24 protein-coding genes and 1 pseudogene are annotated in these 22,524 nt (G+C 50.0%); 20 read left to right on the top strand and 5 right to left on the bottom strand.

What is annotated here, in order from left to right; genetic code table 11:
- Positions 1-177 (top strand): annotated as a pseudogene (locus tag Q0628_RS15790) (sodium:proton antiporter); the annotation flags it as partial.
- Between the two features lie 36 nt (positions 178-213).
- On the opposite strand, the gene Q0628_RS13030 reads toward Q0628_RS15790, so the two are convergent.
- A complete protein-coding gene (locus Q0628_RS13030) occupies positions 214-1,152 on the bottom strand; it encodes an FISUMP domain-containing protein (RefSeq protein WP_298771644.1) in 939 nt (312 codons plus the stop codon).
- Between the two features lie 47 nt (positions 1,153-1,199).
- Entirely contained in the window at positions 1,200-2,312 is a 1,113-nt protein-coding gene (locus tag Q0628_RS13025; RefSeq protein ID WP_298771642.1) for a glycosyl hydrolase family 8, read from the bottom strand.
- 94 nt (positions 2,313-2,406) lie between these two features.
- Here Q0628_RS13025 and Q0628_RS13020 point away from each other — a divergent pair, with 94 nt between their 5' ends.
- The 6 genes from Q0628_RS13020 (at position 2,407) to Q0628_RS12995 (ending at position 8,473) form a co-directional block, all read left to right on the top strand.
- On the top strand, positions 2,407-3,270 hold the full coding sequence (locus tag Q0628_RS13020; RefSeq protein ID WP_298771640.1) for an NAD(P)/FAD-dependent oxidoreductase: 864 nt from the start codon (positions 2,407-2,409) through the stop codon (positions 3,268-3,270).
- Between the two features lie 17 nt (positions 3,271-3,287).
- Positions 3,288-4,139: a radical SAM protein gene (locus Q0628_RS13015; RefSeq protein WP_298771638.1), complete on the top strand. Its 852-nt coding sequence runs from the start codon at positions 3,288-3,290 to the stop codon at positions 4,137-4,139.
- 110 nt (positions 4,140-4,249) lie between these two features.
- Entirely contained in the window at positions 4,250-5,953 is a 1,704-nt protein-coding gene (locus Q0628_RS13010; RefSeq protein WP_298771636.1) for a type II and III secretion system protein, read from the top strand.
- On the top strand, positions 5,898-7,013 hold the full coding sequence (locus Q0628_RS13005) for a hypothetical protein (RefSeq protein WP_298771634.1): 1,116 nt from the start codon (positions 5,898-5,900) through the stop codon (positions 7,011-7,013). Before Q0628_RS13010 ends, Q0628_RS13005 begins: the two co-directional genes overlap by 56 nt.
- Before the next feature lie 47 nt (positions 7,014-7,060).
- A complete protein-coding gene (locus Q0628_RS13000; protein WP_298771632.1) occupies positions 7,061-7,906 on the top strand; it encodes a hypothetical protein in 846 nt (281 codons plus the stop codon).
- Positions 7,907-8,236: 330 nt separating this feature from the next.
- On the top strand, positions 8,237-8,473 hold the full coding sequence (locus Q0628_RS12995; protein WP_298771630.1) for a type II secretion system protein J: 237 nt from the start codon (positions 8,237-8,239) through the stop codon (positions 8,471-8,473).
- On the opposite strand, the gene Q0628_RS12990 is transcribed toward Q0628_RS12995, so the two are convergent.
- Positions 8,457-10,022 (bottom strand): glycosyltransferase, encoded by a 1,566-nt coding sequence (locus tag Q0628_RS12990; protein WP_298771628.1) that lies wholly within the window; start codon positions 10,020-10,022, stop codon positions 8,457-8,459. The two genes, Q0628_RS12995 and Q0628_RS12990, sit on opposite strands and share 17 nt — an antisense overlap.
- A 135-nt stretch (positions 10,023-10,157) precedes the next feature.
- Between Q0628_RS12990 and Q0628_RS12985 the strand changes: the two genes are divergently transcribed.
- The 4 genes from Q0628_RS12985 to sulP all read left to right on the top strand — a co-directional run bounded on the left by Q0628_RS12985 (position 10,158) and on the right by sulP (position 13,600).
- Positions 10,158-10,682, top strand: a complete 525-nt coding sequence (locus Q0628_RS12985) for a sulfurtransferase TusA family protein (RefSeq protein ID WP_298771627.1) — start codon at positions 10,158-10,160, stop codon at positions 10,680-10,682.
- A gap of 12 nt (positions 10,683-10,694) precedes the next feature.
- Positions 10,695-11,279 carry a hypothetical protein gene (locus Q0628_RS12980; RefSeq protein WP_298771626.1) on the top strand — a complete coding sequence of 195 codons (585 nt, stop codon included), beginning with the start codon at positions 10,695-10,697 and terminating at the stop codon, positions 11,277-11,279.
- An 11-nt stretch (positions 11,280-11,290) separates the two neighbouring features.
- Positions 11,291-11,626, top strand: a complete 336-nt coding sequence (locus Q0628_RS12975; RefSeq protein ID WP_298771624.1) for a hypothetical protein — start codon at positions 11,291-11,293, stop codon at positions 11,624-11,626.
- Positions 11,627-11,692: 66 nt separating this feature from the next.
- Positions 11,693-13,600 (top strand): SulP family inorganic anion transporter, encoded by a 1,908-nt coding sequence (gene sulP / locus Q0628_RS12970; protein ID WP_298771622.1) that lies wholly within the window; start codon positions 11,693-11,695, stop codon positions 13,598-13,600.
- On the opposite strand, the gene Q0628_RS12965 is transcribed toward sulP, so the two are convergent.
- A complete protein-coding gene (locus Q0628_RS12965; protein WP_298771620.1) occupies positions 13,601-13,828 on the bottom strand; it encodes a hypothetical protein in 228 nt (75 codons plus the stop codon).
- On the opposite strand from Q0628_RS12965, the gene purN reads away from it, so the two are divergent.
- The 9 genes from purN (at position 13,827) to Q0628_RS12920 (ending at position 21,525) form a co-directional block, all read left to right on the top strand.
- Entirely contained in the window at positions 13,827-14,417 is a 591-nt protein-coding gene (purN, locus tag Q0628_RS12960) for a phosphoribosylglycinamide formyltransferase (protein ID WP_298771619.1), read from the top strand. The two genes, Q0628_RS12965 and purN, sit on opposite strands and share 2 nt — an antisense overlap.
- Positions 14,418-14,420: 3 nt before the next feature.
- A complete protein-coding gene (locus tag Q0628_RS12955; RefSeq protein WP_298771618.1) occupies positions 14,421-15,176 on the top strand; it encodes a ribonuclease HII in 756 nt (251 codons plus the stop codon).
- A gap of 142 nt (positions 15,177-15,318) precedes the next feature.
- A complete protein-coding gene (locus Q0628_RS12950; RefSeq protein ID WP_298771616.1) occupies positions 15,319-15,984 on the top strand; it encodes a MotA/TolQ/ExbB proton channel family protein in 666 nt (221 codons plus the stop codon).
- A gap of 8 nt (positions 15,985-15,992) precedes the next feature.
- The gene (locus Q0628_RS12945; protein WP_298771614.1) at positions 15,993-16,403 is read left to right on the top strand and encodes a biopolymer transporter ExbD; all 411 of its coding nucleotides are present in this window, start codon (positions 15,993-15,995) and stop codon (positions 16,401-16,403) included.
- A complete protein-coding gene (locus Q0628_RS12940; protein WP_298771612.1) occupies positions 16,404-17,153 on the top strand; it encodes an energy transducer TonB in 750 nt (249 codons plus the stop codon).
- A gap of 131 nt (positions 17,154-17,284) precedes the next feature.
- Positions 17,285-18,580 (top strand): translocation protein TolB, encoded by a 1,296-nt coding sequence (locus Q0628_RS12935; protein WP_298771610.1) that lies wholly within the window; start codon positions 17,285-17,287, stop codon positions 18,578-18,580.
- Entirely contained in the window at positions 18,577-19,179 is a 603-nt protein-coding gene (locus Q0628_RS12930) for an OmpA family protein (protein ID WP_298771608.1), read from the top strand. The genes Q0628_RS12935 and Q0628_RS12930 overlap by 4 nt, the downstream gene beginning before the upstream one ends.
- 59 nt (positions 19,180-19,238) lie before the next feature.
- Entirely contained in the window at positions 19,239-20,195 is a 957-nt protein-coding gene (locus tag Q0628_RS12925) for a hypothetical protein (protein ID WP_298771606.1), read from the top strand.
- Between the two features lie 133 nt (positions 20,196-20,328).
- Entirely contained in the window at positions 20,329-21,525 is a 1,197-nt protein-coding gene (locus Q0628_RS12920; protein WP_298771604.1) for a hypothetical protein, read from the top strand.
- Between the two features lie 85 nt (positions 21,526-21,610).
- Here Q0628_RS12920 and Q0628_RS12915 read toward each other — a convergent pair.
- The coding region (locus Q0628_RS12915; RefSeq protein ID WP_298771602.1) for a UDP-N-acetylglucosamine 1-carboxyvinyltransferase at positions 21,611-22,524 on the bottom strand (914 nt) is incomplete at its 5' end.

Here is a 22,524-nt window from a genome sequence, read left to right as displayed (position 1 = left end):
TCCATCCCTGCAGCAATCGTTCTCGCATCGGTTGCGACTGCGACGGCTCCCGCCGCTACGCTAATGGTTGTCAAGCAATATAAAGCAAAGGGACCGGTTACAGACGTTCTCCTTCCCGTCGTTGCACTTGACGATGCCGTTGGTCTGGTGGTTTTCGCAATCTCCTTCGGTATTGCCGAGGAGCTTTTCTGTCTACACCCCACTACTTACTGGCTAGTCTTTTATGCAGCGCAGGCTGGCGCCGTGTTCGGGGTCGAATTTTTCGAACTTGGCGATGTCTTTGTCGTGGAAGAATACGAGAACTTCGCCTTCGGCGGTCCAGAAATAGGCCTTCTGTCCGGCTCCTTCGAGCTTGCGTTCCTTTAAGGGAACGTCGCTCTTGGCGAAATGGCCTCCGCCCGCCTTGGCTCCGAAACCGAGCTCATCTTTGCCGTTACCATAGTTGTTGGTACCCTTGATGGGATCCCATCCGTAACCGGCCTTGAGAACTGTTCCGACGGGTTTGCTGGTACCTGCGTAGGTGAGTAGAACATTCCATTCATCCTTGGTGGGCATGTGGAATCCTTCGAGACAGGCTTTTTTAGCGTTTTCGAAGTTATAGAGGCGTCCCCAATGATTGCACTGAGCGCAGAGTGAACCGGATGCGGTTGCGTAGTTCATGTTTTCGGCTGTCCAAAGCTGTGTTCCGATGCGAATCCACTCATAGGCGTATCCGTCACGGGGATCCTTGTATGATCCGCTCGTGGCAGGTTCTCCATTTTCATCAAAATATTCACCGAAGGAAACCTGTTTGTTTTGCTTGAATTCTGCCTTGGAGGCTATTTTCCCGTTTTTGTGGTAACGAGTTACAGGACCTTCGATGTATCCGTTTACGTAAGTGTATTCTGCTTCGAGAGTTCCGTCTTCGAAGTATTCCTTGGAGATACCTTCGCGACGGTCTTCTTTATAGATCGATTCGCGCTTGAGATTCCCGTTTTCGTAGAAAACCTTTTCGGGACCTTCCTTCTTATCTTTGACATAGGTCGCCTGACTACGAATTTTCCCGTTGGGATACTCTTCAGTACGGACATCTTCACAGGCGGACAGCAAAAGCGCTGCTATCAGGGTTCCTGCGGCTATGGCCGGATGTGCTGGTAAATTTAATTTGTTCATGTTCTTAGTCGCTTTTTGTTTTGGTTTGAAATGTATGCGTGTAAACTTTAGAATCGAATTTTCCCTGCTGTAGCAAGAAGGCCGATCATATAAAGCATGCCATCGTAATAACGCCAGAACCGATAGGGAACGGAGAGTGCGGCAAGGTCTTTGACGAAGGGCTTGATGAGTTCGTGTTCCGTGGGTAGAACCTGTGTCGCTGCGGCATTCATTGCGATGACGCCTGGGGTCGCGTTTCGTCCTTGACGCGGGAATGGTGTTCCATCGGTCGCATAATCGGCAAGGTATGGCCTTCTATTCTCAAAGAAGTTCAGAAGCCTTTCGCAAATAGCTTTTTCGCAATCATGGCCGCGGAATAGAGCATAGTCAAGACTCAGGTTCATTGCCACACGCCAGGCATCGCCGCTGAAACATCCGCTTTCTGGATACCAGGGGGTGGGTCTCGGCGTACCATTATATTCGGAATATTCGCTACAGAGTCCTGTTTCAGAATGTGCCGCTTTTTGTATATAGTCGAGGCTGTTGTTTGCGATGGTGTACCAGGTGTCGTCGCCGGTAGCTTCGGCAAAGGCTCGGTAGAAGGCGACCGTGTTATAGCTCGGGTCGGTAAAGTCGTTTCCGAGTACAGGAGAAAATTTGACGAGGTTTCTTTCGGGGTCGATGATGGGGCCCACTATCCCGTTATTTGGCTTATTCCTGAGCCAGTTTATAAGACCAACGGCTTCGTCCTTGAGGTCCGGACGATTGAATTTTTCGGCGGCAATCAAGAGTGCCATGGCGAAATACTCTTCGCCATCGGGAGCTGCTCCCGGGTCCATTTTGCTGAAATCAGTCGTGGATACTTGCCAGGCGAAATAGCCTACGTGAGGTCCATCGTCGTTTCTTAGATAACGCTTGGCGAATTTCCATAGCTTGTCGAACTGCAGCTCGTGGCCCGTGAGTGCAGTAATATACATGCCGTAGCTCATGCCTTCGGAGCGGATGTCGTCATGGCCGATATCGATAATGTAGCTCATGTCATCGGAGGCGTCGAAACAGACTCGTTCGTCGATGGGATCGCCTTCGAACAATTTGCTGTAGGCGTTCTGGATGAGCTGGTTGGCAAAATTAGGACCATAGCCAGCTTCAACAAACATGTCGCGCGGAGTAAATCTTTCCATTGTTACCCTTTGTGCTTTATCCCAATACAACCTTTTATAAAATAAATAATTTGTATCTTATAGGTTAAGATAAACTCTTTATAGGAGGGATTTTATGTCTGACATGTTAATTTTAGGTTACGGTCCGGCGGGAATATCGGCTGCATTGTATGGATTGCGTGCAGGGCTCCATGTACAGCTGGTTGGTAAAGATGGTGGAGCTTTGGCCAAGGCTCATATGATTCAGAATTACTATGGGCTGGAGAAACCTCTGACGGGCGAAGAACTTTTGAATGTCGGTAAAAAACAGGCTTTAAACTTGGGGGGAGATATTGCCGATGATGAAGTGACTGACTTGATGTTTGATGGTTCCGAATTTATTGCCAAGGGAATATCCGGAGAATACCATGGAAAAGTCTGCATCATGGCGACGGGATCTGCTCGCAATAGCTATCCAATTGCCGGTATGGCCGAATTGGAGGGGCATGGAGTGAGTTTCTGTGCTGTATGTGACGCGTTCTTCTACCGCAAGAAGAACGTGGCTGTTCTCGGAAGTGGCGAATATGCGCTTCATGAAACGCAGGAACTGTTACAGGTGGTTGAAAGCGTGACTCTCTTGACGAATGGTGTCCCGTTGACGGCAAAATTCCCCGAGAATGTTCGTGTAGAAAAACGCCACTTGCAAGCCCTGGTTGGTGAAGGAACTTTCAGGGCAGTCCGTTATGAGGATGGTACTGAAGGACACTTCGATGGGCTGTTTGTTGCGCTCGGTAGTGCCAGCGCGACGGATCTTGCTAAAAAGGCGGGGGCCGGTTTTGATAAGGGGAAACTTGTCCTAGATGAAAATTTTCAGACGACGCTACCTGGCTTGTATGCTGCGGGGGATTGTACCGGAGGTGTTTTGCAGGTTGCCGTTGCCGTAGGGGAAGGTGCTAGGGCAAGTCTTGCTGCAATTAAGTACTTGAGAGAAAATCGATAGACGACATTGTGTTTTTCATGAAGCGTCTCACATTACTGACGAATCCAGATGAATGCAATTTACATTGCTCATTGTGCTTTCGAAATCAGAGAGGACATTTGCGCACCTATGGAGAGATGCCTTTTGAAATTGCGAAGAATTCAATCGTAAAATACGCATCAATTCGTGATGCTTTTGGTAATAGGACGCTGCGAGAAGTGATTCCTTCGACCATGGGGGAACCGTTACTTTATTCAAAGTTTGAAGAACTGTTGCAGCTTTGTGTCGATTTGAATGTCAAGATGAACTTGACGACGAATGGGACATTCCCTGGAAAGTGGAAACACGCAAGTGGCATGCAGGTTTTGCTTGCTGTCTGTAGTGACATCAAGATAAGCACGCTTGCATATGAATTGGGGGGGATTGCGCTGTCTGAATGGCGAAGTAATGTCGAACGACTTGTGGCTTTGAATGGTTCTGCGACCGTGTCGTTGCAGGTCACGATTCACCGAGAAAATATTGATCAGGTGGAAACAATTCTGCACTGGGCCGAATCGGTCGGTGTTTCCCGAATTAAATGGAATCCCGCTATTTTTTTGAAAGGTGCCCCTAGATTCCTGCGAGAACGCTTTGAGGTGGATGCAGCGAAATTTGAAAATCTCCGACAAGAATTCTGTAATGGAAGATTGCTATCAAGAAAACTGAAAAACGAGGGAAGCCTATTTTTCGAACGGGGCGCAGACCTTTGTCCTGTGGGCGGAAAATGTGATGCATGCCCATTTGATGATGAGGTATGGGTTTGGCCGGATGGTCATGAGGATCATTGTCCTAATCCGGAACGGAGATGGGGAGAGAATTCCGCAAACAGTTGTTTGCAAAATAGAATGTGACTTCGTATCAGTCTTGTTGCGTGCCGATTTTGTTGTTAATTTTAAAGGGCTCGCAGAATAGTGGGTTTTCTTATATCCCTGGCTGGGTTTTAGCCTAGTTCGAGGTTTTATTGCCAAGAACTTTAAGATATTTCTTTTTACTGTTATTCTCTATTTCTTGGTCGGCCACGCTGGATTTCGTGGATACACCCATTGAAGATGTCATCCGCGCGATATCTCTTGCCTATGATGTACCCTTGCTGGTGGATGATCAGCTTGAAGATCGAGTTACCTTTCATTTGGAGGGGGTTGGTGCGATGGAGGGGCTTTCTGCATTGTGCTTGGCGCATGGTCTTGAAGTAGTTGAACGGGATGGAGTTTTTCATGTACGTAAGGAAGTCTTGAGAGGTGAACATGAATTTCAGAAGCAGGATTCCTTAGTTACGCTTTCTGTGAAAGATCAGGATGTAAAAGATTTTGTTCGCGAATTTTCGCTAAATACGGGATTGAATATTTTGGTGAATCAGGGGGTTGGGGGACGTATTACGGGAAATTTGCAGAACCTGCCCGCAGAAACGGCCTTTAGGAGTATTATGTCTGCGCACGGATTTCGCGTTTGGCGCGAGGGGGAATGTATTCGTGTAGGGGAGAATCGTACTGCTAAAGATGATACCGCAAAAGACAGGATAAGAATTGAACGCGATGGAAATCTCTATTCTGCGAAAATCGTTGATGCCTCGCTAGCGGATGTTCTTGTTGAATTGGCGGAACTTTCGGGATTTGATCTTGCTGTTTATGGCGATGTTAATGAGAATGTTCGACTCCAATTTAACAAGACTGGTCTTGAGACTTTGATTAACTCGCTATTCAAGGGGCGTCGTTATAGCTATGTCCTCGATAGTAATACGCTGTATGTCTCCGAGACGGGGGCGCACCATGCTCTCTCGACAAGTTCCCTGTATCCGTTGAAACATATTCATTCGGAAAAGGCTTTGGCGTATTTGGGAAAATTTACGCCAAGTGCAGATTTCGTGGCGACTGAAATTAAGGAGCAAAATGCGCTGATGCTTGGAGGCTCGCGATCCGAAATTCAGATGGCTGAAGATATGTTGAAACAGATCGATGTCCCTGCATTGCAGGTGACATTGTCGTGTATAGTGGTGGAATTCAAGAAAGGACATGGTTTTGAAATAGGACTTCGCAGTGGAGCAACGCGCAAAACAAGCGAACGCGATATAGGAATGCATGGTTACTTTGATTTTTTAGATCATGATTTCGCTGTGGCCGGGGCATTCGGTAAAATTGGGCTTTTGCCGGATCGCTTTGAAATGGAGCTTGCTTCAATGGAAGAGAGCAATCGAGCAGAAGTTCTCGCGCGGCCTAGGCTTACCACCTTAAATGGGAACAAAGCTGAATTGAATGTGACCAATACGGTCTACTATTTGGTAAGCCAGGTCTCAGCGGATGGTTTCCCGATAACGGATTATCGATCGTTCAATGATGGAATTTCGCTAGAACTTACGCCGTCGGTGACGCAGGAGGGGCGCATTACGCTCGAAGTGTCGCCCGAAATAAAGACGGCTGGTCGCAGCTCGGGTGACGGACCTCGCGATATCAGTACCCGAAATCTGAAAACGGTGGTAGTGTTGAAAGATGGCGAGACGCTTTGTCTGGGTGGACTTATTCGCAAGAGTAAGTCTGAGGTGCGCTCGGCGGTCCCTTTTTTGGGAAGTATTCCTTTAGTAGGTCGCTTGTTCAGTTATTCCTCCGAAGAAGAGGATGAAAATGAACTGGCCATTTTTATTACGCCCCATGTGGAAAGGGCCGGTTTGTAGTATGTGGATGTTTGGAGCGAAGCCGTATCGAGCAAACCTTTTTACATGGGAATTGTCCTCAAATTTTGACGAAACGGTTTCGCCAAGGCAAGTGAATGACCTGTTTGAGAGAGAGTTTCCCACGGCCGTTAAAAGATTGCGAGACGGTGGAGGCTCGTACAGCCTTTGGCCCCTTGTGTCTTTTAATGCTGCGGAAGGGCGGCTTTCGCGGTTTTTGGTAGCCTTCACGGAGAGAGATGCTCACAGGGGCCGCCTTCGTCGGTTGCCGTCGCAGATATGGCTGTATTCAGTGGCGGATGCGGCTGCGGCAAATATTCCTGACAGGGAATATAATGGAAGTTTCTGGTTTCATATGCTTGTTGGTGGAATCCTGTATATGCTGGTCTTTTTTGAAGGTCGTTTTTGTTATTGGTCCGAGGAACGATTCGATTTCCCATCAAAGAAATGTTCTGGCAGTCTGCAAGAACGTCTTGCTCGATTTCGGCGCTTTTTGGTAGAGGATCCTCTTTTTTCTAGAGATTCCATTATTGAGATTTCAGGTGATAGGGGGGACTATGACGATTCATTACGGCAGGCTTTTTTTCGACGAGCTTCCCGGGACCCATTTTGGCGACATCTTTCTTTAACGGAAAGAACTGAAAAGAAAATCGAAGCGACGGCGAAAAAAGAAATATTGATAATCCTTGGAGGTGTTCTACTCCTGTTTTTGCTGGGGTATAATCTTGCGGGGACATTTCTTTTTGATGATCTAGATGTAGCCCGCTTTGATGCCTTGCCAGAGCAACTCCTGCCCGCACCGGAAATAGTGAATGCGGAAAAAATACCTACGGATGATGTGGATTTTTTTCATGGATTGCAGGATCAAACTGCGGCTTGTAACATGCCGGAATTTCGGTTGAAAGGGATCGTTGCTGAAAAATTGGCGGTGATATCGATATCTGAGAAATCAAAAGTCCTTCGGCCCGGGGATTCTCTCGGATCTTTTTCGCTGTTTGAGATAGGGAAAGATTATGTCAGGTTAGCCTGCCTGGATTCGGTGTTGGAGCGGAGAACTGATTGATGTTCCCCTTTTTCATGTTGCGAAACCGAGGCAGCGTATTGCCGTTTGTGCTAGGAATTCTCCTGATTGTGACAATCTTGCTGACCAATCTCATAAGGTTTCCTGGAGGGATTCGTCGTCTTGTGTTGCTTGCCGAGCAAAGGCAGCAATGGATTTACGATGCGGAATCGGCTCTAATTGCTTATCAGGAAGGTCTTCCTCAAGATTATTTCGAAAATAATCCGTGGAATATCCGGTTGCCTAAAGTAGTGAGTGGACAAATGGGGCCGTGGGCGCTATTGTCTGCCGAGATGGAGGGGGTGACGGTTCAGGTCCTTGCTGGTGCCTCCTGCGATTCTCCGTGCCCTCTTTTAAGAGCTTATAAGGTTCGACGCAAAATATACGATGGCTTTCGTTCTCAGTTGAATCGTGATATTGTAATGGTGGAGCCTCCATTGAATCTGAAAACAAAGTCAGGTAATCAGCGCCTGTTTGGTCCTATGGAATCGGTTGCGCTTCGTGTCATTGATGGGGACTTGTCGCTGAATCTTGATGGGCGCGTTTCCACGGGGCGCTTTATCGTAGATGGATCGGTAGAAGTGCGTGGATATGCCGAGTTTGATACTTTGCGTGTTTATGCGCGAGGCCCTCTCGTGTTACGGGGACAGACGAAGGTTCGTTGGCTAGAAGCGTTTAGCGAGTCCCGGGTAGAGATTTATAGGAACTTGGATTTTTCGGGAGTCGTAGTGGCCCGTCAGGAAGTCTCTTTTCCGAACGGTTCCGAAAAAGTGCGTTTTCGCTATCCTTCGTTTGTCATGGCGTTGGAAAATTATGAAATGGTCGGTATTGATTCGATGTTGCTTCCCGACTTTGCCGGTGGGCGAATCGTCCCATTCGAATGGAACTTACGATAAGATGGGTGTGCGCGGCTTTACCCTGATGGAAGTTTGTGTGGCTCTTGCCGTTCTCATGGGGGCCGTCATCGTGTTTGGTTTCTTTTTCACAGGATTCAGACGGGAATATTCTTTGGAACAGGAAAAGGCCCGTGCGTTTATAGAGTCGTTAAGGGTCGTTGAAGACCTTGTTCATAATCCGCCCTTGTGCAGGGATTCTGCATTTGTTCGTAACGGAGTAAATGTTGTTCTAAAGGCCGTTCCTGGAGTTCAACCTCTGGCCTGGGTCCGTTGTGAATTGCACATACATTATCCTGTTCGACTGCGGAGGCTTGTCCGGTGCAAAAGAAAGTGAATTTTCGGACAGAATCGGAGAAAAATCAACCTTGTAACGGCTTTACGCTAGTCGAGATGCTTGTTGCCGTTGCTGCAGCATCAATTGTTTCTTTGGCAGCGTTGCAAGCCTATACGCAGTACTATCGATTAACGGTTCGCCTCTACGATTGGTACCAAAAGGAAACCGCCGGATTCCTTGACGAAATCCGGCGGTTAAATCCCTATGTTTCGGGGGCTAGTCGAGAACGCTAGCCTGTTTTTGGGCCGCCTTTTCTGCAGCGCGGGCCTTGTGCATTTCGATGATGTTGCCGATGTAGTGCATGAAGCTAAGCACGCTCACCGAGAGGAAGCCGACGGAATAGAGGGCGAGGAACGGTCCGATAATGAACTTCTGGGCGCCAATGTATTCCAGAAGACCGAAGATGCAGTAGACGCCGACACCGAGTTCGACAACGGCCTGCCACGGGAACTTCTGGGCATAATGGCTCTTGGCCTTCTTCTTGGAACCGCCGCTTTTCGGTGTGCGGACAAAGCTGCCCTTGGCGCCGATTACGGCAGAGAACACGGCGCGGGAGTTGCTCACTGCGATTCCTACACCGAGAGCCATGAGGATCGGGAGGCTGAGCAGGCGAATCTTCCAGCCGGTGTAGCCGGAGCAGCGCTGGGCCACAAAGTAAAGAACAGAAGGAGCGATAGCGGCGAGGAAGATGAAGCTGAAACCGACTGTGTAGGCCCAGGTCGGCAGGTGTGCGACCGGTTCAAAGAAGGCGAGCAGCGGCCAAGCACAGAGGGCGGTAAACAACATGCAGGGGTGAATCGAGTAGTGCGTCGTGTGCAGAATGGCGCCAATCTTTACGCGGAGAGGAACCTTGGCCTTGAGCACGCGCGGCAGAATCTTGATAGCGGTCTGGATTGATCCTTTTGCCCAGCGGAACTGCTGTGCCTTAAATGCGTTGATGTCGTTGGGGAGCTCGGCCGGCACAATCACATCGAACACGAACTTCATTTTCCAACCGGCGAGCTGAGAACGGTAAGAAAGGTCCATGTCTTCGGTCAGCGTGTCGCCTTCCCAGCCGCCACCGCCGTAGATGGCCTGCTTACGCCATACGCCTGCGGTACCGTTGAAGTTCATGAAGAGTTTGCCCCAGCTACGTGCCGACTGTTCCACCACGAAGTGGCCGTCGATACCGATAGACTGAGCGAGAGTAAGACCGGATTCGGTGCGGTTCAAGTGGCCCCAGCGACCCTGGACCAGACCAATCTGATCGTCCATCACCAGGTAGGGGATCGTCTTGAGGAGGAAGTCCTTCTCGGGGACGAAGTCGGCGTCGAAAATGGCGAGGAATTCACCCTTGGCCACTTTCATGGCTTCTTTAAGGGCGCCAGCCTTGAACTCGGAGCGGTTGGTACGGTGAATCAGCTTGATGTCGTAACCCTTGGCGGCCAGTTCTGCAACTTTCTTCTTGGCGACTTCGTAGCACTCGTCGGTAGAGTCGTCCAGGACCTGGATTTCGTGCTTGTCCTTGGGGTAGTCGATGGCGCACACGGCTTCAAGTAGGCGCTCAACGCAGTTGGCTTCATTAAAGACCGGAAGCTGGGTGGTGACCTGCGGCAGGTCGTCCATGGAATGCTCGCGGTAGAATTGCAGGATTTTCTTTCGGTCGGAGAGTCGCGTGCAACGACTGTTCTTTAAGAATAAGTAGATGCTATAGTAACAGCTGAAACCATAAATGACCAGTCCGATGCCCGCAATGACGTAGACGACGAACATGATGTCGAGTAGGATTGTACTGATTGCCATAAAACCGTATAACCTATAAATAAAACTTTTTGCTCCTTTCGGAACTTGGCGCCAAATATAGAAACCCTACACAAAGTTTGCTACATTTAGGCAAGAATTTTAGCAAAAAGTATCAAATAAATTTGAGGCGAATTAATGGGATTGGAAAAAAATCCCCTAGAAAAGTGGATAGAAGCGCAAAAAGGCGAATTTGGCTTCAAAAAAGCACTTCAACGTTTAATTTCTTTTGCTTGCGCGGAATGGATTAGGCGGGGGTCTGGGATAGTCGTTTCGCCCGAAGAGGCTCTGGCGAGGGTGCTTGCGGCTCGCTTGGTGGATTATCCTGTGGGAGAGTGGTTGGACCGCCCTTCCGAGTTTACCCATGAAATTGTCGATTTTTGCGAAAAAACGAAGAATTTTCCCGTTCCGGAGGCCCTAAAGGGATGCTTTCCGGAGCTTTTGGACTTGCGTGGGGTGGCATGCCCGGCCAATGCCGTCCGTAGCCGATTAGTCATGGCCGGGCTTCCCGAAGGCGCCTCGCTTACGATATTCCTTGATGACGGATCACCGATAGAAAATGTGCCCGGATCCTTGGTTGCGGATGGCCATATTATTGAAAAAAGGCAAAAAAAGGAAAATTTCTGGGCGCTGAAGGTGGTCAAACGCCGTTTAAGAGTGTAGATTATAGAGGAAATGGAAAATAGGATACTGATTATAGGCGATGAACTTTTAGGTGAACAGGGCGAGGCTGCCAACCGCTTTGCGGAAATCCTCCTTTGTCGAGAAGCCAATCGACCGATTCAGTTTTCTATCAATGCCCCCGCTCCCCAAAGTATGCATCAACTCCTGGATCGTGCCGCGGCCGATGTCATCGGTAAGAAGGCGGGGCGTATTATTGTTGGGCTTGGACTTAAGGAACTTAAGCGTGGCGGTGCCGATTATAGAGGAATTGCCACTCTTTATGAAGCTTTTGTAAATGAAATCCTGAGCAAGACCTTTGCTCCACTTCATCTGTTGACTATTCCGGAGGATATGTTCCCGGTCGCTCCTTCGCAACTCACTGCGCTGAACGAGTGCGTCCGGAATTTTGAAGCAAAGGACCCTAATAGGGTGAAGGTGATGGATTTTTCTGCCTATGCGGCGGTTTTTAAGGAGAAACAGCTGGAACGCGGAAAGTTCGGCCGCAGCCTGTACTCTGAAAATGGGATGCCGACAGCCATCTGCAATACGTTCCTAGCGCTGTACCTCTATGATTGTATAATGAAAGAAATAAAATAAAGGAAGGTCTTATGAGTTTGACAGATGATCATTTTGCACGCAAGTTAGCCGCCCAGAGCAAGGCCTGGGATTCCACCAGTGATGCTCCGAAGAAGGAACGCCCGCGTGAACCCGCCGCTCCCAAGATGGGTGTTTGTGACAAATGCAAGCAGGAAGCGCTGCTCCGTTCTTATCGTTTCAAGGAAACTACCGTATCTAATGGTGCGGCAAGCTTTGGTACCGTAACCAAGCACCTTTGCGAAAACTGCGCTCCGAAGTCGAGGGCTCAGAAGGATGCAGAAGTCCCGAAGCTCGACAATAGGCAGCTTAGGAACCTGATGCGTTCTGCAAAGAAGGGACTTTTGTAGTTTTTCCCCTTAACAAGGGTTGTAAATTTTTCTAAATTTGGCCGCGTTCTAAGAACGGAGTGCCGAATGACGACAATTCACGCCAAAGATTCTGTCAAGGGTTTCCTTGCTGGCGTTGCGACTACAGTTACCCCCGAGCTTCTGCGTACGGTGCGTAGGGGATATACTAAGAAAAATCTAATTAGTGACTTGATGTCGGGCATTATTGTCGGCATTTTGGCATTGCCGCTTGCAATTGCGTTTGCGATTGCTTCGGGTGTGGGGCCGGAGCAGGGCCTCTACACGGCCATTATCGCGGGTTTCGCCATTTCGCTCCTGGGTGGATCTCGTTTCCAGATTGGTGGTCCCACCGGCGCTTTCATCGTGATTGTCTATGGTATTGTGAGCCAGTATGGCTACGACGGCCTCGCTTCGGCGACACTCTTGGCCGGTATTCTCCTAGTTATTTTTGGCCTCGCGAAATTCGGGTCCATCATCAAGTTCATTCCGTTCCCGGTCACAGTGGGCTTTACCGCCGGTATCGCGATTATCATTGCGCTTGGCCAGGTGCCGAACTTTTTCGGGCTCCGCTTTTTGGCGAAGGACCCGGCCGATGCCGTGGGTAAAATCAAGCTTTACGCTTCCTCGCTCGATACCATCAACATTTATGCGGTGATTGTGGGCCTCGTTGCGCTCGCCGTCTGCATCTTGTGGCCGAAGATTACTACGAAGGTACCCGGATCCTTGATTGCGATTATCGTGGCGACGGTCCTGGTGAAGGTTCTTGGCTGGGACGACCCGATTACGGGCCATGGCGTGGTGACCATCGGCATGAAAAACCACATCCCGAGCGGTTTTCCGATGCCGCACCTGCCGAACATCAGCCTCGAAATGATGCAGAAGGTTTTCCAGCCTGCTTTGACGATTGCCATTCTCGGTGCCATTGAATCGCTGCTTTCTGCCGTGGTGGCCGACGGTATGACTTCGACCAAGCACCGCTCCAATACTGAACTTTTTGGCCAGGGTGTCGCGAACATTCTATCCCCGATTTTCGGCGGTATCCCTGCGACGGGTGCGATTGCCCGTACGGCGACCAACATCCGTAACGGTGCTGTGAGCCCGATTTCGGGCCTCGTGCATGCGGTGGTGCTTCTCCTTATTATGCTTGTGCTTGGCAAGTACGCCGAAATGATTCCGATGGCGGCTCTCGCAGCGGTGCTTTTCCAGGTGGCTTTCAACATGTGCGGCTACCGCAGCTTTATCAAAATGTTCAAGGCCCCCAAGAGCGATGTCATCGTAATGCTCGTGGCCTTCTTCCTTACGGTGATTATCGACCTTACTGTAGCGATTGAAGTCGGTGTTCTCCTTGCCGCGGTGCTCTTTATTAAACGCATGAGCGACGTTTCCGAAATGGAAACGGTGACCGAAGCCCTTAAGGAAGATGACGAAGAAGCTGCACACAACGACCTCAGCCGTCAGGTGCCGAAGGGCGTGGTGGTGTACGAACTTGCCGGTTCGCTCTTCTTTGGTGCGGTGGACAAGTTCAAGGATACGATGGCGCGTATTTCGGAAAAGCCCAAAATCCTTATCTTGCGTATGCGTAGCGTGTCGAGTATCGATGCTGCAGGTATTCAGATGATTGAGGATCTCTTGAATCGTTGCAAGGGCGAAGGAACTCAATTGTTGCTGTCGGGTGTGCACGCCCAGCCCGTGGTGGCTCTCACTCGTGCAGGAGTGTTGAAACAACTTGGCGAGGAAAATGCTCTCGGCAACATTGATGCTGCACTCAATCGTGCGCGTGAATTGCTGGGCCTCCCCGTCGTGGATACCTCGCATGAAGTACCGCAGGCGCCTACGGTTTCCTGGGAAAGAAGCCTAGATAAGCCGTGGATGCCGGAAGAGTCTAACGCAGCCGTGGCCGAGGAAACTCCTGAAGTCATCGCAGAAAAGATGATGGACGAACCGGTTGTGAAAATAGAAGAAAAGGCACCGTAATCATTGTAAGTTTTTGGGCACTTTGTGACGTCCGTCGCAGTGTGATGAATGTCTCTTTAAATGTCTTTGACTGATTTCTAAATTCGGGCCATGACTAAAGAATCTGAAAGCTCGTCGTTTGATAAAAGCGCGTCCTTCTGGAATTTCATCTTCAACTACTTGGTTGCCTTTGGTGGGGTAGTTCTTTTCCTCATCAACCTCATTTAGTTTTTCTATATTTGCCGCCATGTTTAAAATAGGCGTGATGGCTTCCGGCGGCGGAAGTAACTTTAAGGCGATTATTGATCGCATTGGCGAGGGGGACCTCGATGCCCAATGCAAGTTCCTGATTACCAATAACGGTGGTTGCGGGGCTGTGTCACATGCGGAGTCCTACGGGATTCCCGTTTATCATATTTCAGGTAAAACGCACCCCGATATGGTTGCTTACGAAGCCGCCCTTTTAGAAGTCATCGATCGCTACGACATTGATTTGTTGGTTTTGGCCGGTTACATGAAGGCCTTGCCCGTAAGCCTCATTAAAAGACTCCCGGACCGCATTCTGAATATTCACCCGTCGCTTTTGCCCAAGTATGGCGGCAAGGGCTTTTTCGGAATTCATGTGCACGAGGCGGTGATTGCTGCCCACGATGCGGAATCGGGTCCGACAGTGCATCTGGTGAGCGAAGAAATTGATCAGGGCCGGATTCTTGCGCAGACGAAGGTTCCCGTGTTCGCAGACGACACTCCCGAAGTCTTGGCGGCCCGTGTGCTCGAACAGGAACATGGGCTGTACTGGAAGACGATTAAAGAATATGCCGCTCAAATAGGCGTGTAACCCATGAAATTCAAGGTTCCGGCATTTCTCGAAGGAATTGATGCCCCAGTTGATGGCGAAATTGCCATGCGCAAGTTCGCCGCGCAAGCGGGGGAGAATGCAATCGTAGTCGGTATTGATGAAGTCGGTCGCGGCCCCTTGGCTGGCCCCGTGGTGGCGTGTGCCGCTGTTCTTAAGGCGCCAGACGCACTCCTTACGCTTAACGATTCGAAAAAGCTTACTCGCCCGAAGCGCGAAGCCATGTACCAGGATGTGCAAGATGCTTGTGCCTGCTTTGCCGTTGCGAGCGCTTCGGTCGAAGAAATTGACCGCATGAACATTCTGGAGGCGGACTTTCTGGCCATGCGTCGAGCCCTACAGGCTCTCGGCATGCCCGGAATCAAGGAAACGGCCCCTCAAATCCCGATATTCCAGAAAGGTTCCTTTGCGTCCCTAACCATGAACCACCAACCACTAACCACTTTGATTGCTGTCGACGGCAACCTCAAAATTCACGGAATTTCCGAGGAAATGCAGATTCCGGTGGTCAAGGGCGATGGCCGTATCGCAAGCATTTCGGCGGCCTCGATTTTGGCGAAGGTATTCCGAGACCGTTACATGGACGACCTTGAAAAGAAGTTCCCTGGCTACGGCTTTGACAAACATGCCGGTTACGGAACCAAGGCTCACCTTGACGCAATTCGCCGTCTCGGCATGACTGCGGAACATCGCAAGAGTTTTCACCCCAAGAGCTTGCAGACGGAACTGGATTTAGCGTAATTTTGCTTTTTCATCGTAAAAAATGTCTCTGCCCAGGAAATTCTTTCCTGGACTTTTGTTATATTGTTGTCTGACAACGAGTTACAACTGTTCTACCTGAAATCGGGAGGCTATTTTGAACAATTCGGTACCCTTGTTACAAATGCTCGCGCAATCTGATATTGCGACTATCGTTATTCTCGGAATCCTGGCGGTCATGTCGCTCGGCTCCTGGGGTATCATAATTGTCAAATATATCGTGAACAAGAAAAACCAGCGCGCAAACGTGGTCTTTTTCCGCCAGTTCGTGAATGTGCAGCAGTTTGTGGAACTGCAGGGGCTGTGCGAGACGGCAGATGATAGTGCGCTCCGCAGCCTTACAAGCGAAGTTCTCAAGGAAGCCTCCAAGTTCAGTAACTTCGTGAGCTACGACTCTATTCAGCATCGCGCCTCGCTTCTCGAAGACACGATCCAGCGTTCTATCGAAGGTTTGCGCCTGACCGAGGACCGCTATCTGGGGTTCCTTGCTACTTGTTCGAACCTCGCCCCGTTCTTCGGCCTTCTTGGCACGGTGTGGGGAATTATGGTTGCCTTTTTCCAGATAGGTCAGCATGGCTCTGCGGACTTGACCGTGGTCGCTCCCGGTATCGCCATGGCTCTTATTACGACGGTGGCGGGCCTTGTTGTCGCTATTCCCGCATCTGCCGGTTACAACTATTTTGCCTCCCGTAACGGACAGAACGAAATATCCTACTTCAATTTTGGCTCTCAGGTACTCAGTCTCTTTAAGCGCGGCGACTTGCTCGCCCTCGAAGAAGTCGCTGGCTAGGAGGTTCTGTGAAGCGTAGTCGCGGAAAAGAACTCAAGCAGGAAATGAACCTCACGAACATGATCGACATCGTGTTCGCCATCCTGATTGTGTTCATTATTTCAGCACCGCTCATGAGTCAGGGAGTCAAGGTGGATTTGCCGAAGGCGGAAGCCCCGACCATGGAGCAGGAAAAGCTTTTGAAGGTCTCTATTACTAAGAACGAAGAACTCTACATCGCGGACATGATGGTGGATTTCGGTAGTTTTAACAATGTTTTCAAGTCGCTTTGGAACGGCGAGATGGCGGTGGTCATCAATGCCGACGAAGATGTGAACTATGGGCTTGTGATGAAGGTCGTGACCCAGGTACAGAAGTTGGGTGTGACAAAGCTCGGCTTCTTGACAATGAATCCCAAGGAAAAACCAGGAAAAGATTAGGTGAGCGAGAATAGAAACATCCAGTATTTTTCGTCAAGTGACGATGGCATGACGGTGAAAATCGTCGTGTGTGCCGTTGTGTTCCACTTGCTGATTGCGGGTGTTTGCATCGCTTTCCATTTCGTGAATTTCAAACATGAACCGGAACCGATTCCCGTGTTTGAAATGGTGCAGGTTCAGCAGGCGAAGCCTTTGCCGCAGCCCCCGAAGCCTAAGCCCGTGGAGCCGAAACCCGAACCAAAACCGCAGGAACCGAAGCCTAGACCTGAGCCGAAACCCAAGGTAGACAAGCAGTTGCCGCCTGAACCGAAGATCGAGGAAAAAACGCCGGAACCGGTAGAAGAACCGCAGCCGGAACCAGAACCGGAACCTGAGCCGGAACCGGTGGATGATTTTGCGGTCGATGATCTTGACCTGCCGGTGGCTGTTGAAGCGCCTAGCTTGAATCCGGTAGGGTCCGTAGACATGGATCCGCTGATGCAGGTCTATCTGGAACGTTTAAAACAAATTATCATGAGCAATTTTAATCCGCCTTCAAACTTGAATGTGCGTCGCGATGTAAAGACTACTGTGCAGTTCACGGTAGACCGCTTCGGTGGTATTTCGGCGATTACGCTCAAGCGTAGTTCTGGCAACAAGACCTGGGACCATTTGTCCGTACGTGCGGTGCAGATATCCAAGGTGCCCGAGCTTCCGCCTAACTTTAGGGCCCCGTCACTTGTGTTGCATTTTAATTTTACGCCAAATTAAGTTGGTTGAGGTGAGTTTAAAAGAAAATATTGTATTATTATAAAAGAACATCATTGCGAGGAACCGTAAGGTGACGAAGCAATCTATAGTGAATTTTGAAAATGATTTTTGTGAAGAATAAAACAAGTTTTATGAAATCTGTAATGGCGACTATGGCGCTTGCTGTAGCGCTCGTGCCGTCGGTATCGTATGCGACGATTGATACCATTGCTGTTGATGTAGGCATTTCTGTATTCAAGACGATGCCGATAGGTGTAGTTCCTTTTACGGAAACAAAGTCGGGTATTGAGTGGATTGAGGAAAAACCGCACCAAATAGTGACTCGCGATGCGGAGCTTTCGGGACGCTTCGATGTGATTTCCTCGGATAAGTTCAATCTGCCGCTATTCAGTAAGGCACGCGCCAAGCATTATGTGACGGGAAAGGTGACACCTGTGGAAGGCGGTCGTCTGAAACTGGAATGCTTCCTCTATGTGGCGCAGACGAAAGATTTGCTTCTCGGTGAAGCCTATACTGTGGACCAGAAGGACTTGCGCCGCGCTATGCACAAGTTTTTTGACGAGGTTATCTATCGCCTCTGGGGTGAACGCGGAGTCGCATCGACCAAGCTTGCTTATGTATCTAAGATGGATGGAGTCAAACAGGTCGTGGTGTCGGATTACGATGGCTTCCACCGTTCCCAGATTACGAGTGACACGACAATTAGCATGATGCCTGTCTGGATGAAGGACAATGCGGGACTTTACTATGTGAATTTCAAGACGCACCGTCCGAAGCTATATTCCAAGATTTTTGGTGGTAAGGAAAAATCGGTGTTTCCGCAACTGGATCAGACTTACAGCCCAGCCGTGAATCCGAAAACGGGAGAACTTCTATTTTCCAGTACGGTTGACGGAAAGACGGACTTGTTCATTGGTAACCCGTCGACGGGCAAGGCCAAGAAATTTGCATACCTGAAGTCGAACCAGACAAGTCCTGCCTGGAGTCCGTTCGCATCGGAGGTCCTGTTTACTAGTGACCGTGGCGGTGGTCCGCAGATTTTTGCGATGGGCAAGGATGGTTCCGATTTGCGCCGCGTGACTTTTATGGGCCGCTATAATGAACGTGCCGCCTGGTCGCCCGAAGGTGACCGCATCGCCTATACATCGATGGATAACGGCCATATGAATATTTATACTTGCGCCCTTGATGGCTCCGATATCGTGCAGCTTACGAATAATGCGGGTAACAATGAACATCCCACATGGTCTCCCGACGGTAAACTGATTGCCTTTGCGAGTAACCGTGGAGGCTCTTACCAGATTTACATCATGAGAAAAGACGGATCGAATGTGACGCGTATTACCAATTCTGGAGAAAATACGTCGCCGACCTGGTCTTTCTTTTACGAAGATTCTAAACAACAAAAAAAGGAAGGTGAAAAATGAAGAACCTTGTGAAGCTTGCACTGGTGGCTACCGCCGCTAGTCTCTGTCTTGTCGCTTGTGCCAAGAAGGAACCGCCCAAGACGGATCCTACGACTGAAGCTGCTCCTGCTGCGACGACCGAAGCAGCTTCTGCCGAAGCCGCTGCTCCGAACGCCGATTCCCTGGCTGCGGAACAGGCTCGCCTCGAAGCGGAACGTCTTGCTGCAGAACGTGCTCGTCTCGAAGCAGAGCGTGCCCGTCTTGAAGAACTTATCAACAAGATTATGAGCGAAGATGTTTACTTTGATTTCGACCGTTCGGAACTGACCGAAAAGGCTAAGGAACTTCTGGCTCAGGTGGGCGAACTTTTGATTAAGGAAGAACGCTTCACGATCACGATCGAAGGCCACACCGATGCTCGCGGTACTGAAGACTACAACTTCACTCTCGGTGCAAAGCGTGCCATGAAGGTGAAAGAATTCCTTGCGGCCTATGGTATCGATGGCAAGCGCATGGAATCCGTGAGCTATGGTAAGGAAGCGCCGAAGGTTGAAGGGGCTACCGAAGAAGCGTACTCCCAGAACCGCCGAGCCAACTTCCGCGTAAATATCAAGGAATAGCGAGTGTGGTCGCTGTGACGCGGCCCATAACCATTAATCATTAGTTATTGAATGTCGATATGAAACGAATTCTTTTGACAGCGGGTATTGCCGCGATGACGATTGCCTTTACGGGTTGTAGTCAGATGACTGTGCTGCGTACTCAGGAAATGAAAGCGGTGGGCAGCGAAGTGCAGACGGGTGTACAGCAGGAACTGGATTCTGCAGTGCAGAAGCTTTCTGCACAGAACGATTCGTTGCGCGCGGAATTGGATTCTACCAAGGCCCGCCTTGATGCCGCATCCCTTGCTCAAAAGCGGATGCAAGCTGAAATTACGATGCTTTCCCGCCGGGTTTCCGACGAGTCCGAACGTAACGATTCCAGGCAGGAAGAAATTATCTACCGTCTGGACATGCTGCTCGGCAAGTCCGACAAAATTCTCGCGAAAAAAGTTGTCGTAAGCGGTGCTCCTTCGGCTCCCATTTCGATGGATAGCCTGGAACGCGAAGCTGAAAAACTTGTCGAGGCGGAAGCGATGTTCAATACGGCCCGTTCCGATTATCATCGTGGTGAGTACAAGCTATCTTATAGCGGATTCAAACAGGTGTATGAACAGATGAAAGAGGGTGAACTCGCCGAGAATTCTCTTTACTGGATGGCACTCTGCCTGATAGAGGTGAATCAGGTGGACAAGGCGAAAAAGGTCTTTGCGCGTATGTCGGAAGCCTTCCCCGATGGCGCTAAAACCTGCCCAGCCTTGTTCAAACTTGCTGGCCTTTATGGTGATGAATGCGATATTGACATGCAGAAACAGTATTTGCAGAAGATCCTTTCGACAAAGTCCTGCGAACAGTCAGCCGAGTTTGAACAGTCGGCGGAAATGCTTCAGGAAATTTTGGAGAAGGAAGACAAGAAGACTGCTGGCGAACCTGTAGATGCTTGCGTGCCTGTGGTGCGTGAGGCGGTTCCGGCTCAAGCCCCTGCTCCGGTGAGCGAAACCGCTACTCCTGCGGCGGAAACTCCGGTTGCTCCTTAGTCAGAAACCATTAAGTTTAACGGTCCTTGCTATTGCAGGGACCGTTTTCTGTATAAAAAAGTGCTGGAAACAGACTTGAATTCTTGATGAAACATCGTTCCTTGTCTACATTTGAAAAAAGTTAGGAGCTTTTATGAAAAAGTTTGCTTTAAAAATGGCTTTTGGCTCGGCAGCGCTCTTGGCACTTGCCGCCTGTTCGGAATCGGATGACGCCAATATCAGCACGAATATCGAGGAACTTATTGCCGAAAAGGAAATGTCGTCCGATATCGACTATACATTGCAGGCGGAAACCTACGATTCCCTGCCGGAATGTTTCCCCAAGAATGATGGCGACATCGTTTGGGTGAAAAATGAATCGAAGGCCTACAAGTGCGATCGTCGCACCTGGACTGAAATGGAAATTTCTTCTTCAAGTGAAAACATCGATGACGATGGTGGAAAGAAGGTCGAAGAAGAGCCTTCTTTGGACAATTCAGAAAAAAATGCCGAGGATTCGGTTCTTGTTTATCCGGATGAGAGTTCGTCGAGTGCAGAAATTGTCATAATCGTTCCGCCGTCTTCTGATTCTGAGGAACCGTCCAGCTCGGAGGAATCGTCTAGTTCGGAAGATTCTTCTAATTCCGAGGATTCGTCGAGTTCAGAAGAATTAGAGGTATCCTCTAGCTCGTATTCGTTGGATTTAGTGCCTTCAGACGCAGACATGTGGAGCGGATGGGCTAGTTATTACCGTGTAGATACGGGAATTGATGCCGGTGCTGAAAATGCCGGTCTATGGTTTGAATATAATGATGCTGCTGATGGTGGAAATTCTACGATAAATTGGCCTGTAGCCCGTGGCAATGAATACGACGCAGGTGCTTTTGATCCCATTATTGATTATTGCGGGGGCATTTGCGGAGAATACAAACTGAACGAGGGCTTTGATTATCCGTTTGTCGGTATAGGATTCAATATTGTCGGCAGCAAGACCTCTACGACGGCCCCGGAACCTGCGGATGTCTCAGCTTGGGAAGGAATATGTATTGTATACGCTCTAGACCGCACAGGCGTATTGGAGATGGGTTTTACGGATTCTCTAGAAAAAGAAATGAAATACGATGTCCCTAATAAGAGTCTCCCGAAATCGACTGTGGGTACTGTTAAAGATATTAAGTGGGGTGAGTTCCAACAGGCAGGCTGGGGAAATGGTTTAAAGATTTCGGGTGAAGTTGCCGCCAAGGAGCTTGTGTCATTGAAATTTAAAATTCAGGGATCGGTGCCGGGAGAATCTGGACACTTTAACGTGATGGCTGTGGGGCGTTACAAAACCTGCTCAATAAATAACTAGCTGATAAGCAAGAAAGCCCGGCAAATGCCGGGCTTCTTTCGTATAAGTCGTTCTGGCGCGGAGTCGGAAATATTCGCTGATGGCCTTACGGTTCGTCGGCGTCGATGATGACGCGCTTGACTTCGGCTCCGAGCTTTGCCATTTTAGCTTCGAAATCTTCGTAGCCGCGGTCCAGGTGGTAGATGCGGCTAATCTTGGTTTCGCCTTCGGCGATTAACGCGGCGAGGACGAGTGCGGCAGATGCACGCAGGTCGGAGCCCATGACGTCGGCACCTTCGAGCGGGAGCCCGCCCTTGATGGTGGCGGTGTTGCCGCTGAGCGTAATGTTTGCGCCCAGGCGTTCCATTTCGGCCACATGCTTGAAGCGGTCGTTGTAGACGGTGTCCTGGATGACGCTGTTGCCCGGAACCGAGAGGAGCGTTGCCATGAGTGGCGCCTGCATGTCGGTGGGGTAGCCCGGGAACGGAAGCGTCTGGATGGTAATTGGCTTGAGTTCTTGGCCGCGGGCGTCGACTTCGGCCCAGTCGGGGCCGACGGTCACCTTGCAGTTCATGTCGCGGAAGGCGTCGAGTGTCGAGGCGATGTGTTCGGGAATGATCTTGGTGACTTTCACGCGGCCACGCGTAATGGCGGCACCGCAAAGGTAGGTGCCTGCTTCGATACGGTCGGGAATGGTGACTCCATTACCCGGGCGTAGAGTCTCTACGCCCTGCACCGTAAGGGTGCGCGTGCCGCGCCCTTGAATTTTTGCTCCCATACCGATGAGGTAGTCGACGAGGTTATCGATTTCGGGTTCAAGGGCTGCGTTCTGCAAAACGCTCGTGCCCTTGGCAAGCGTTGCAGCCATCAACACGTTCACCGTGGCGCCCACGCTCGAAATCGGGAAGTGGAATGTACCTCCCGGTAGGCGCCCATCACAGGTGGCTTCCACGTATCCGTGAGTCACCGTAATCTTTGCACCGAGCGCCTCGAGCCCTTTCAAGTGAAGGTCAACCGGGC

Source organism: uncultured Fibrobacter sp., assembly GCF_937877005.1.
Taxonomy (GTDB): domain Bacteria; phylum Fibrobacterota; class Fibrobacteria; order Fibrobacterales; family Fibrobacteraceae; genus Fibrobacter.
Note: the sequence above shows the minus strand (reverse complement) of the source record. Positions and strands in the feature narration are given on the sequence as shown.